Origin of the sequence: Nocardia concava NBRC 100430 (genome assembly GCF_000308815.1) — a bacterium.
GTDB lineage: Bacteria > Actinomycetota > Actinomycetes > Mycobacteriales > Mycobacteriaceae > Nocardia > Nocardia concava.
Genome location: NZ_BAFX01000196.1, coordinates 13,348 through 25,806, shown reverse-complemented (window position 1 = coordinate 25,806; position 12,459 = coordinate 13,348). Strand labels below are relative to the sequence as shown.

11 protein-coding genes and 1 pseudogene are annotated in these 12,459 nt (G+C 66.3%); 3 read left to right on the top strand and 9 right to left on the bottom strand.

The annotated features are described in order from the left end of the window. Window positions 1-121: 121 nt before the first annotated feature. The gene (locus ON43_RS38305) at window positions 122-1,072 is read right to left on the bottom strand and encodes a LysR family transcriptional regulator (RefSeq protein WP_040815599.1); all 951 of its coding nucleotides are present in this window, start codon (window positions 1,070-1,072) and stop codon (window positions 122-124) included. Window positions 1,073-1,462: 390 nt separating this feature from the next. Between ON43_RS38305 and ON43_RS38300 the strand changes: the two genes are divergently transcribed. Beyond that, entirely contained in the window at window positions 1,463-2,005 is a 543-nt protein-coding gene (locus ON43_RS38300) for an SMI1/KNR4 family protein (protein ID WP_040815598.1), read from the top strand. Between the two features lie 65 nt (window positions 2,006-2,070). On the opposite strand, the gene ON43_RS38295 is transcribed toward ON43_RS38300, so the two are convergent. From ON43_RS38295 to ON43_RS38285, 3 genes are all read right to left on the bottom strand, one after another. After that, complete coding sequence (locus ON43_RS38295) at window positions 2,071-2,709, bottom strand: hypothetical protein (protein ID WP_040815597.1); 639 nt, start codon at window positions 2,707-2,709, stop codon at window positions 2,071-2,073. Between the two features lie 142 nt (window positions 2,710-2,851). Continuing rightward, window positions 2,852-3,799 (bottom strand): tyrosine-protein phosphatase, encoded by a 948-nt coding sequence (locus ON43_RS38290; protein WP_245568969.1) that lies wholly within the window; start codon window positions 3,797-3,799, stop codon window positions 2,852-2,854. Between the two features lie 41 nt (window positions 3,800-3,840). Then, window positions 3,841-5,316 (bottom strand): glycoside hydrolase family 5 protein, encoded by a 1,476-nt coding sequence (locus tag ON43_RS38285; protein ID WP_051179900.1) that lies wholly within the window; start codon window positions 5,314-5,316, stop codon window positions 3,841-3,843. 206 nt (window positions 5,317-5,522) lie between these two features. Here ON43_RS38285 and ON43_RS38280 point away from each other — a divergent pair, with 206 nt between their 5' ends. Both ON43_RS38280 and ON43_RS38275 read left to right on the top strand, forming a co-directional pair. Next, a complete protein-coding gene (locus ON43_RS38280) occupies window positions 5,523-6,233 on the top strand; it encodes a hypothetical protein (RefSeq protein ID WP_040815595.1) in 711 nt (236 codons plus the stop codon). Between the two features lie 88 nt (window positions 6,234-6,321). After that, complete coding sequence (locus ON43_RS38275) at window positions 6,322-7,329, top strand: alpha/beta hydrolase (RefSeq protein ID WP_063712712.1); 1,008 nt, start codon at window positions 6,322-6,324, stop codon at window positions 7,327-7,329. A 286-nt stretch (window positions 7,330-7,615) separates the two neighbouring features. On the opposite strand, the gene ON43_RS38270 is transcribed toward ON43_RS38275, so the two are convergent. The 5 genes and pseudogenes from ON43_RS38270 to ON43_RS38250 form a co-directional block, all read right to left on the bottom strand. Further along, entirely contained in the window at window positions 7,616-8,569 is a 954-nt protein-coding gene (locus tag ON43_RS38270; protein WP_051179892.1) for a LysR family transcriptional regulator, read from the bottom strand. Between the two features lie 84 nt (window positions 8,570-8,653). Then, window positions 8,654-8,944 (bottom strand): annotated as a pseudogene (locus ON43_RS38265) (hypothetical protein); the annotation flags it as partial. A gap of 253 nt (window positions 8,945-9,197) precedes the next feature. Continuing rightward, entirely contained in the window at window positions 9,198-10,283 is a 1,086-nt protein-coding gene (locus ON43_RS38260; protein ID WP_051179890.1) for a ferredoxin reductase, read from the bottom strand. Between the two features lie 51 nt (window positions 10,284-10,334). Then, window positions 10,335-11,585, bottom strand: a complete 1,251-nt coding sequence (locus ON43_RS38255) for a fatty acid desaturase family protein (RefSeq protein WP_040815593.1) — start codon at window positions 11,583-11,585, stop codon at window positions 10,335-10,337. 52 nt (window positions 11,586-11,637) lie between these two features. Next, window positions 11,638-12,408, bottom strand: coding sequence for an EI24 domain-containing protein (locus ON43_RS38250; protein WP_040815592.1), 771 nt, complete (start codon window positions 12,406-12,408; stop codon window positions 11,638-11,640). Window positions 12,409-12,459 lie beyond the last annotated feature (51 nt).

The following is a 12,459-nucleotide window of genomic DNA, read 5'->3' as shown; positions in this document are numbered from 1 at the left end:
ACCTCCTTGTTGGATACCCGTAGAACTCAAATACTGACGGTATTTGGAATGGGTAGGATTGTCAATCGGCCGAGGCCGGGTGCGCACACGGCCGGATTCGGCCGATGGCCCGGGGCGTCGATCAGAGGTGGGGCGGCACCGTGCAGTCGGCGAAGTCGGGTTCCTGCAGGCTGGCGACCAGCTCCGGGTGGGTGTCGCGGACGCCGCGAGCGACCTCGACGAAAGAGCGGACCAGCGGCGATTCCTGTGACCCGCGCCAGGCGACCGCCACCTCGTTGGGCGGGGCGTCGACGATCGGCAGCAGGCGTACGCCCGGGAACGGGATCCAGCGGGCGCAGGCTACGGTGAGGACGATGCCGACACCGGTGGCGACCTTGTGCAGTTCCTCCAGCAGCGAATTCGATCGGGACACCACGGGTGCCGGGGCGCCGCCGCGGAAAGCGGCCAACTCCCAGAACGCATTCCACACGGGATCGTTGGTGGTGGCCCCGAGCAACGGCTCGTCGAGCAAATCGTCGACGAATACCTCGGTGCGGTCGGCGAGTCGATGATTGGTCGGGACCATGGCCATGAGCGGCTCGGCGAACAATGTCTCGAAATGCATGCCCTCATCGACGAAGGGGCGCCTGGCGATCGCCACGTCGACCGTGCCGGTGATCAGACCGGCCGACGGGTCCTCGTAGGTGAAGTGGCGCAATTCCACGGTGATTCCGGGGTGGCGCTTGCGGAACATCGAGAGCATCGGCTCGGTCAGGGTCAGCGCGGCCCCCTCCAATGCGCCTAGGACCAGCCGGTCCTGCTCACCGCGGTGCACCGCGCGGGCCCGCTCGACCGCGGCATCCAGGCCGGTGAGCGCGCCTCGGACATCCTGCAGGAACACCGCGCCCGCGGCCGTCAGTTCGACATTGCGGGTGGTCCGAGAGAACAACACCACGTCCATCGCGTGCTCGAGCTGTTTGATCTGGGTGCTCAAGCCCTGCTGCGAAACATGCAGTCGCTGCGCCGCGCGGGTGAAGCTCAGTTCCTCGGCTACCGCGATGAAGTACTGCAACTGACGGGTGTGAACTTCCATGGCGCGCAGTCTAGGTCGATCCGCAGTCTGAAATGAACCCTATCGCTGAACGGTCCCAGTAATTGACAATTCGCGCTTGTCAACGGTCCGTGAACAATGATTTCTCTTCGGCGCCCGGGTCCACTAGCGTTTTCCAGGGCATTCGCCATCGTCGAAACAGGAAGCGTCCGTTCCGTATTCGAGCCGAATCGATGGTTGGCCCATTGCAGAGCGTTGCCCGGCGGCGGTCGGCTCCAGATGTGCGAGCCCTCCGCTTCCCCCGGGCTCGTACTCGCCTCACGTGGTGCTGAGGCAATGTCGGTACCGCTGGCAACCGTAGCGAGGAGCCGGGGACGGCCAGCGGTATCGGCATCTTCTCCGATCGAGATCCGTCCCCGGCGTCAGGAAACGATGACGAATTGGAAAGCCCTGGTGGGCTCGTTGTACGAGGTGCAGTACCGGGCCGCCGAGCGCATCGGTGAACGGGGGATGGCGCTGCCGCCCAATCGGCCCGCGTCCGATGCGGTGGTCGCGGCCGCCGAGCGGCGGCTCGGCGTGCGCTTCGATCGCGCGTTCCGTGACTTCCTGCGGGTGTGCGACGGCTGGCCGCGATTCGGGACCATTCAACTGTACGGCGCGGCGGACCTCGGCGCGGGGGAGAAATGGCGGCGGGATTCGACGTTCGCAGAGATGTACTTCGCCGCCGAGGCCTCGAGCGCGCTCGTCGTGCCGCACGGATATCGCCGGGTGCTGATCGGGAAAGCCGCTGCGGCACAGCGGTTCATCGTGATGGTGTTCCCGACTGTGCCCGGGATCGGGCCGAGCGCCTGCTGGGACTGTACGGCCGGAATGGACCTGCCCTACCCCGACTTCGGCGCCTGGGCCGAGCTGGAGGCCTCCGCGATCGCCTACGCCCTGGGCGAGGAGCTCGCGGATCGAAGATGCCTGCGTTGATCGCCACCGCCACCGGCATCGGCGGTGCGGCGTGAACCGCTGCACCGCCGATGTTTCCGGGTGCTCTACTTGCTGGAGCCGAGACCACCGAACAGCGAGGTCAGGCTGCTGCTGCCGGACCCGAGGCCACTGCTGCCGGTGTCGGTGCCGCCGCCGGGCGTGCCGCCGACGGTGATCGCGGGGCCCTTCTTGGAGTAATCGGATGCCCCGGCGGTCGACAGGAATGCGATTCCGGTTGTCAGGCTGGTGCCGGTGGCGCATGCGCCGACCTTGTATTGCGCGCTGAAGACCGGTGACGGGGTGCTGCCCGCCTTGGCGACCAACTTCAAATTGGCGGTGGTGAAATCGGCCGCGATGTAATCGGGTTTGATCTCGAGATACGGCTCGACCGGATGGGTGCCGGTGGCATCGGTCACCTTGGCGGAATCGGTGACGTAGGTCAGGCACGAGGGGTGGAAGTCCTTGAACCAGTTGAACGTTTCGTCCGGGTTCTGGGTGCGGTAGAACGCCGTGGTGACGGTGATGGTGTCGCCTACTGCGGGCGTGCTGTCGCTGACCGTGTGGGTGTACTGGGAGCCGTTGCCGTTCCAGGTGAGCGTGGCTGGTTCGGCCCCGGCGGTGCCCGTCCCGAACAGGGTCAGCGCCCCGATTCCGATGGCGGTGGCGGCACCCGCGGCAGTGCGTGTGATTGCTCGTCGTCCCATTGCGATTTCCCTTGTGTCATTCCGAATTGCATTCGATCGTGAGCCCTTTGTGCTCACGCGAAAATGCTAAAATCCGCTGGGACGCAAGAGAAATCACAATATCCGGTTTGTCCACAAGCAATTCTTGTAGCTATCGGCCGAATCAGGTCAGGAGTTTCGCGCGCAGCGCGTCGATGGTGGCCTGATCCAGGCCGAGGCCCTCGTGCACGTATTTGTCCACACTGCCGTAGAGCCGATCTACCTCGTTGAAAGCCGCTTCCAGCCACGACAATTCGACTGCCTGCGGATCGCCCAGTAGGGCATTGCTGGCCAGATAATCGGCATTCACCACATCGCGCGGGACACCCAGGAGTCTCAGTAGGACCGCGGTGGCCCAACCGGTGCGGTCCTTGCCGGAGGTGCAGTGGTACACCGTCGCGCCGCCGGTGTTTCCGGCGATCGAACGCAGCAGGGTGCCGAACGCGACGTCCGAACCGTGGAAGTCGACCATGAACGGATAGCCGATCGACTGCTTCAGATCGGAGGATCCGCTGATCAGGCCGTCGAGCACGGCGCGCCCGAGGGTGATCACCGGGAACTCGTGAAAAGAGATGCCGCTGTCGAAGCTGACGACGTCGGCCACTTTGTATTGCGCGCCCGCCGGAATCCGATCGGGAGCGTCGGAGCGTTCGGAACCATTGCGCAGGTCCACGTCCAGCGTCACCCCGGCAGCGCTCAACTTCGCCAGATCGGCGTCGGTCAGGTCGGCGAGCCGATTGGCGCGGAACACCACACCCGTACGGACCGTGTGCCCGTCCGAAGTGCGATAGCCGCCGATATCGCGGAAGTTGCGGACCCCGTCGAGCCGGATGGCGGTCGAGGCGGGCGCGGGCAGGGTCGACACCGGATCGTTCGCGGCGGCGGAACCGGTCCCGGCCGAGCCGGACGAGCCGAGACCGCCGGAACCGGAACTGCCGGAGCCCGAACCGGATCCGGCGATATCGGCGGGCTGAGCCGAGGCCGGAGCCGCGCCCACGGCCGCGCCGAAGGCGAGCATTCCGGCGAGCGCCACCGCGGCGGCATCGATCCCGGGGGACTTGTATGTGGGCATGGGTGACCTGCTTACATTGGGGGAGAACGAGATTCGAACCGTCAGGACTGCTTGGCCGAGTACGCGCCGACGGCGTTCCCGGTCATTCGCCAGCCGCCCGGCACCTGGGTGAAGGTGACGTCGGAGATGTTGGTGGACTGCACATTCGGGCGCTGATCACCGGGATACCACGCCTCGACGCGTCCGGTGCCGCTGCCGGTGAAACCCTTCGCGTCGACCGTGGCCAAGGTGCCCGGCACCGCGCGCGGGTAGGCGCGGGCGAGTGGGCGGGCGTATCCGGCGGGTTGGCCTAGCGGTGTGCCCGAGGGGCAGGCGACGGGGTTGATATTGCCGGTCGGCTTGTTCGTGCCGCCGCCGTTCACCACGTGCGGGTCCCCGCAGGCCTGCTTCCACGACCACCACGCGCCGCCCAGTCGATTGGCATCGAGCTGGTCGACGAACCGATCCACCTGGGCCGCATCGGAATTCGGATCTCCGAACCAGCCCCACTCGCCGCTCCACACCGGCGCCCTGTACTTGGCCGCGGCGTCCAGGGCGAACTTGAAGCCGACCTCGATGGTCGGGAAGGCGTTGACGATATTGATGGACTCGCTGTAGAGGTGCGGTGAGAACACCGTCAGCGGATCGGTGATGTACTTCGCCGGCGGGGTGGCGTCGATGCCGAGGGCCGACCAGATGGCGCTGGGCTCGAAGATCGCCAGGTGCGGCGGGCTGCCACGCTCGGCCTGCCGGATGGCGGCGATCACCCGCTGGTAGAACTTGCCGAGCTGGTCCGCCGCCGAGAATGGGTCGCGCAGACCGGGATTGGGCTCGTTGAGCAGGTCGTATCCGGCGATGGCGGGCTCATCCCGGAACTCCGCGGCCAGCTTCGCCCAGGTGTCGACCAGATGGCCCTGGACGCCCTGCTTGTCCTCGTAGAAGTTCTGGAACGAACGGGCGACCGCGGGCGCGGTCTCGCGGACGCCGCCGAAATTGCAAGTGGTCCAGCCGTCGGTCAGGGTCGCCCAGGCCGGAGCGCCGTCCCAGCCGATGCCCGGCTTCATGAACAGCGGGCAGCCCTGCCCCTTGGGGGTGCCGACCGCCTTGCCCCAAGCGTCCTGGTGCATGTCCAGCACCGTGTAGATGCCGTTGGCCTTGGCGTCGTCGACGGCCGTGTGAATGCGGGCGACATAGTCCTTGTCGAACGCGCCCGGTGTGGGTTCGAGTGCCGACCAGGCCACATTGAGTCGTACGACATTGAAGCCGAGCGCCGCCATCTGCGCGAAGTCGGTGCCGTCGAGAGGCATGACGGTCGGCAACGGCTGATCGTTCTGCGCATAATCGTTGAGCTGGTTGACATTCGCGCCGCGCAGCAGCACTGTGCGCCCGGTGACGTCGGTGATGACGCCGTTCGACACGGTGAGCTGGGGCAGGGTGAAGCTGACCGGATCCGCCGCCGCCCGCGGGGTCTGCTGGGCCGCGACGCCCGCGCACGACAGGGCCACGGCCATGGCGAGAACTGAGCCTTTCGAAAGCATGCGAGAAACGTAGTAGGTGATCGGTGCCGCGTGGAAACAGTAGTTCACCACCGATTGACAAGGCGGGGTTGTCAATGGTCTCGAAAACGGGATTTAAGTTCTCTTCCATTGTGCTCTAGCGTTTCCCGGGGTGAGCGAAGGCTCGAATTCCACACCGGCTCACTAGTTATCAGTTCCGCGTTCGGACGGAACTGCTGGAAGGAATCATGCGTAAGACCCCGAAATTGGCCGCTGGAATCGCTTCGGCCACATTGGTGATGTCGGGGGCGGGAATTGCCGTCGGCACCGCGCCCGCCCTCGCGGACACTCCCGACTCCTGCGTCCAGACCCAGCATGTCGACTACAACCCCGGCGTCAGCAGTGCCTGGATCACCCACACCTACGACAAATCGGTCTCGGCGGCGAGCGCCGCGGCGGGCACCCTGGTGACCTACAAGATCGTCGTCGGAACCACGAGCATCGGTAATCCGTATGTCAACCGGATCAACGACTTTCCGCCGCCGGGCTTCGATAAACCGGTCAAGACCGTCGTCACCGCCTATCACTTCGGCACGGGTGAGCAGTCCGTCGAGGTGACGCCGGAGCCAGATTACGGCGGCTGGAAGGTGACCAGCACCGGATGGTTCGTGAGCTCCAGCTACCCGGTCACCGCCGAGTTCACCTACAAGGTGCCCGGCTCGGTGACCGACGGCCAGCAGGTCCTCAGCGGCGGCATCGGCGTCGGCGGCACCGTCGGCGTCGGCTCGAACCAGCCGAGCATGGGCGTCTGCTTCATCGGCCGGGGCGCGAATCCCGGTGAGGCCCTGCTGGGCAGCCTCGACCAGGGCGGTCTCGGCTCCTCGCAGAACCAGCTCAGCTCGACCGGCTCGGTGACCGACACCATCACCAATGTGATCAAGCGCCTGATGGGCAGCTGAGTCACCGCCATGAACTCCTGGGCCGTGGTGTGTGCGCGGCCGCCGCGGCCCAGGACCCTTGTGTCACCGTGTTTCCGAGGAGTCAGTCGTGTCGCCCAGACGGACCATTTCGTCGCTCATCGTGTCGTGCGCGGCCGCCGCGGCACTGTTCTACGTCGCTCCCGGCGCGCTGCAGGTTTCCCGTGCCGAAGTCGCCGCTCCGCATCTCGATCACATCGATCGGGCGGGGCAGCGACAGCAGATGTTCCACGTGTATTCGGCTGCCATGCAAAGGGTTATTCCGTTGCAGGTCATCGCGGCCGCGCAGCCGAACTCGCCCACGCTGTATCTGCTCAATGGCGCCAGCGGCGGCACCGACATCACCAACTGGTACAGCCGGACCGATGTCGTCTCGTTCTTCTGGAGCAAGAACGTGAACGTGGTGACTCCGGTTGGCGGTGAATTCTCCTACTACACCGACTGGCAACGCGACGATCCCAATCTGGGCCGCAATCGGTGGGAGACGTTCCTGACCCGGGAGCTGCCGCCCATCATCGACGCGACCCTGCACACATCGGGCGTGAACGCCATTGCGGGCGTGTCCATGTCGGCCACTTCGGCGCTGGACCTGATGTCGGCCGCACCGGATGTGTACTCCGGCGTCGCCGCTTACAGCGGCTGCGCCTCCACCTCCGATCCCGCCGGGCGCGCCTATATTCGCCTGGTGCTGGGCCGCGGCGACGCCGACCCCACGAACATGTGGGGACCCGACGACGACCCGGCCTGGCGCGCCCACGACGCGATCCTCAACGCGGACAGCCTGCGTGGCAAGGCGATCTACCTCGCCAGCGGCACCGGCCTGCCCGGCCCCGCCGAGGCGGTCTCCGGTCAGCCGACCGCCGACCAACTCATCACCAAGGCGAATCAAATGGTGCTGGGCGGCCTGATCGAGGCCGCCACCAACTCCTGCACCCATCAGTTGGCGGATCGCCTGACGGTCTTGGGCATTCCGGCCCAGGTCGACTTCCGCCCCGCCGGTACCCACACCTGGGCCTACTGGCAGAACGACCTCCACAATTCCTGGCCCCTGCTCGCAGCCGCGCTCGGCACGGAATGACAAGCGCCTGGCGTCGACCATGAAAGGGGCCCGGAACCATCAGGTTCCGGGCCCCTTTGTTCGTGGGAGCGGATCCAATTAGGACTTGGAGCCGCCGGAGCCGCTGAACAGGATTTTGGTCAGTTGCGCGACGATCGCGTCGATGATCAATTTTTCGGCGGAACCCATGTTCTTCTCCTTCGGGTGTTTTTCGGATGAGCCGCGCTCATCACGAAAAACGTTATGGGACTGTGGAAAAGAACTGAAATCAAATGTTTTGGATTATCGACAAGTAGGAATTGTTGATTCAGGACGAGGCTGCGACGGGTTGAGGGGCGCGGCGGTGTGGGGCTCGTAGGCGGGCCACCAGGTCCGGATTCGCGTCGCGGACTCGGCGGGCGACTTCGACGAAGGATTGGACCAAGGGGCTTTGGTGGCCGGTGCGCCAACATACGGCGACCTCGCTCGGGGCGGCGTCGGTCACCGGAATCACCCGCACGCCGGGGAATTTGATCCAGGCGGCACAGGGGACCGTCAGTGCGATTCCGGCGCCGGTGGCGACCTGGTGCAGCTCCTCGAGCAGCGTCTTCACCTCGAGGGCGATCGAGGCGGGTCGGCCCTCGCGGTGGGAGTCCAACCGCCAGAAGGCATTCCAGACCGGATCGGTGGGGCCGGAGGCGAGGATCGGATCTTCCAGCAGCTCCGCCGCGGTGACCTCGTCGCGGTCGGCGAGGCGGTGGTGGGCCGGGAGCATCACCATGAGCGGCTGGGTGAACAGCGGCTCGAACCGCAGCCCCGCGTCGACGAAGGGGCGGCGCACGAAGGCGACGTCGACGAGTCCGTTCGCCAAGCCCGCCGACGGGGTGTCGTAGGTGAAGTGGCTCAATTCGACCGTGACTCCGGGGTATTGGGTCCGGAAGGCGGCCAGGATCGGTTCGGTCAGGGTCAGTGCGGCGCCCTCGAGGCAGCCGAGTACCAGCCGGTCGTGTTCGCCGCGATGGACGGCACGGGCTTCCTCGAGCCCGAAATTCAAGTTGCTCAGTGCTTCTCGGACATGTTGCAGGAACTTCGCACCCGCCGCGGTGAGCTCCACCTGCCGCGTCGTCCGGGAGAACAACGTGACGTTCATTTCGTGCTCCAGCTGCTTGATCTGGGTGCTCAGACCCTGCTGGGACACGTGCAGCCGCTGGGCCGCCCGGGTGAAACTCAACTCCTCCGCGACGGCGATGAAGTACTGCAACTGCCGAGTGTGAACTTCCATGCGGGCAGTCTAGGCTGGTCAGACGTTTGAAATGGAACGTTTTGAAAACTCTCGCGAACAATCAGCAATGTTTTTTCGCGGTGTTCAGGGCAGGTGGCGGCGCAGAGCGGCGACCGCCACCAGCAGGCACAGCGCGGGGATCACGAATCCCCAGCCGGCGGCCGCACATTCGAGGGCTACGGCGACGATCGCGCCGCCGATCAGGGCGACGACGCGACCGGCCGCATCGCGATCGAGGGAGCCGCCCACCGCCGCCAAGCCGCCGAGCAAACCGGTGAGGGTGCTCGTCAGATAGTTGGTCGGCTCCCCGCCGTCGGCCACCAGCATGGCCGCGGCCTGCATTCCCATGCACACCGCGGCGACCACAACCACCGCTGCGTGATCGTGAGCATCCTCACCACGAGCGGTACGGCCTTGGGGGACACAGCTTTACAGCCGGTCATCGGAACGCCATCCGTACGTCACCACCCGGGCACGGTGATCGGCGGAAACTATGTCTCGCACCCGGTGCCGGACGATGAGCCTCCACTCGCCCGGTGTCCGCGCTCGACGCGAGAACTCCGTCCTGCGTTCGCGTCCGCCCCACGCATCCGCGGACACCTTCCGGCGCCGGGTGCGCTCCTCGGGGCTAGGCGTCGATCGAGCAGTCTCCCGCTGCGGCGCTGACGCAGGATTGGACCATCTCTCCGGCGTGGTGCTCGAGGCCGGTGCGTAGGTCGCGGGTGTGGCCTTCGGTCACAGTGACCAGGCAGGTCTGGCAGATGCCCACGCGGCAGCCGGAGGGCAGTCGTATGCCGCGCTGTTCGGCGGCTTGGAGGACGGTGGTCGCGCCGTCGGCCTCGACGGCGTGACCCGACCGGGCGAAGGTGATGGTGCCGCCCTCGCCGATGGCCGCGTGTTCCACCTCGAAACGTTCGGTGTGCAGGTGGTTGTCGAGGTCGGCTGCGGCCCAATGGGTTTCGAGATCCTTCAGCATGGGCAGCGGGCCGCAGGCCCAGGTGTCGCGGCTGCGCCAATCGGGGCAGATCTCGTCCAGGTCGGTCGGCGCGAATTTGCCTCGGACGCCGGTGAAATGCAGGTGCGGGGTGAAGCCCGCGTGCTCGATGGCCATTTCCCGCAATTCGTCGCCGAACAGAACGTCGTCGGGTTGGCGCGCGGAGTGGATGTGCACGACGTCGGGCATGGCGCCGCGCCGGGCCAGGGTGCGCAGCATGCCCATGACCGGTGTGATTCCGCTTCCCGCGGTGAGGAACAGCAGTTTCGCGGGCGGCGGTTCGGGCAGCACGAAATCGCCCTGCGGCGCGGCCAGCCGCACGATGGTGCCGGCCGGGACGCCGTTGACCAGATGCCCGGACAGGAAGCCCTCGGGCATGGCCTTGACCGTCACCGAGATCAGCCGTCCAGCGCGCCGGTCCCGCCCGAGCCGGCTCGGCGGGCAGGTCAGCGAGTACGAGCGCCAATGCCAGCGGCCGTCCACCAGCACCCCGATCCCGATGTATTGCCCTGCGGCGAAACGGAAGTCGAAGCCCCGGCCGGGCTTGATGATCAGGGTGGCGGCATCCGCGGTCTCCGGCCGCACCTCGACGATGCGGCCGCGCAGTTCGCGAGCCGACCACAGCGGGTTGAACAGCTGCAGATAATCGTCGGGCAGCAGGGGAGTGGTCAGGCGCGCGACCAGGCCGCGCAGGGGGTTCTGTTCCACGGTGAGAACCATTGTTCGAGTGCTCGATTCCGTCGTCGCCGAGGCGATCGACATGGTGACGGCTCAGCTGACGGCGACCAGGTGGCGCGCGGCGGCGCGGCGACGGCCCTGTTGCAGGGCGGTGCGCAGGCCACGCCGGCGTCCGGTCATCGGGTCGATCCAGGGGCGGCCCCCGACCGCGCGTTCGGATTTGGTCTCGGGCGCGTCGTCACTGCTGCGGCGCAGCAGGGCATTCGGCAGCGACAGCTTCATGATGGTGCGCCACGCCTTGAAGTACTGCACCGGCAGCGGACCGGTGGTGTAAGGGAGGTCGTACTTTTCGCACAGCTCGCGCACCCGCACCGACGCCTCGGCGAGCCGGTTGCTCGGCATATCGGGGAACAGGTGGTGTTCGACGTGATAGGAGAGGTTGCCGGTCATGAAATGCACCAGCGGGCCGCCGCTGATGTTCGCTCCGCCCAGGATCTGCCGCAGATACCATTCGCCGCGGGTCTCGTTGTCGGCGTCGAATTTGGTGAATTTCTCCGCGCCGTCGGGGAAGTGGCCGCTGAAGATGACGGCGTTGGCCCAGATATTTCGGACCACATTGGCGGCTAGGTTGGCGGTCAGGGTGCTGAGGAAGGCCGGACCGGTGAGCAGCGGGAAGAACACGTAGTCCTTGGCGATCTGGCGCGCCGACTTCCGCAGCACGAGCCGCTTGTCCTTCTCGAACTGCTCGCGCACCGGACCGTTCTCGGGCATCCGCCCCGTGATCAGCCGGCCCAGCTGCAAATGCTGAGTGGCCACACCCCATTCGAACAGCAGCTGCAGCGCCAGGTTGATCACGGGCTGGCCCAGATGGAACGGCTTCCAGCGCTGGTCCCGCGTCACCCGCAGCACGTCGTAGCCGACATCGCGGTCCATGCCGAGCACATTGGTGTACTTGTGGTGCAGGTAGTTGTGGGTGATCTTCCAGTGCTCGGCCGGGTCGGCGATATCCCATTCCCAAGTGCTGGAGTGGATTTCGGGATCGTTCATCCAATCCCATTGCCCGTGCAGCACATTGTGGCCGATCTCCATGTTCTCCACGATCTTCGCGGTGCCCAGCAGCGCCACCCCGGCCAGCCACGCGGGCGGCAGGAAGCTGGCGAAAAGCACCGCCCGCCCGCCCAGTTCGAGCGCCCGCTGCAGGCGGATCACCTTGCGGATGTACCGCGCGTCGGCTTCGCCCAGCGAGGCGCGAATCTGCCGCTGAATCTCGTCGAGCTCGGCACCGATCGCCGCTACATCCGCCTCCGAGAGGTGGGCATACTGCTTGATATCCGATATCGCCATGCCGGTTACGGTGCCGTAGGTTACGGTTCCGTAGGTAGGGGCATTTGTCCCGTCAGGTTGTCGCGACGCCGCCGACGGTCGGCTCGTGCAGCAGGTCGCGGGACAGCAGGGTGGCGCCGGCGATGGCGCCCGGCATCAGGAACACCGCGACCACCGGGATCAGGAACGCCAGTCCCAGGGGCAGTCCGAATCCCCAGGCCAGCAGGCGGCGCGACCGCAGCAATGTCAGGTGCTCCCGCAGCTGTATCCCGCGCCGCTGCAACGCGACACCGGTCAACTCCTGGGTGAGGAAGAATCCGGTCACGAACACCGCGATCACCGGCACCACGGTCTGCCCCACCACCGGGATGAAGCCGAGCACGAACAGCAACAGCGCCCACAGCAAGGCGCGCACCAGGATTCGGACACCGTCGCGAATCCCGATCCATATCTCCCGCCACAGTGGCAGTCCCGATTCCGGCGCGGTTCCGTCCGGGGATACCGAACGATCCACCCGCTCGGAGATCGCGTCGTAGAACGGCTGCCCGATCAACAGCGTCACCGCCGTGAACGTCAGCACCGCTACCAGCGCGACCAGTGCGATCAGTCCCACGGTGAACAACCCCCGGAACAATCCCAGCCACGGGCTGGGCCACGCATCCGCGAACCCCGTGAGCGAATCCACCAGATCCCCGCCCCACACCACCATCGAGACCACCGCCGCCCCGTACAGGACCAGCGTGATCACCCCCGGCAGTACTCCGAACCAGAACTGCCGGGGATGCCGCGCCACCCATCGCTGCCCCAGCAGCAGGTACCTGAACCCCGCCCCGAAATCACGCATGCCGGAACCATACTGACCGCCCGATCGCCACGCCGAGCTCGGACCCCGGCG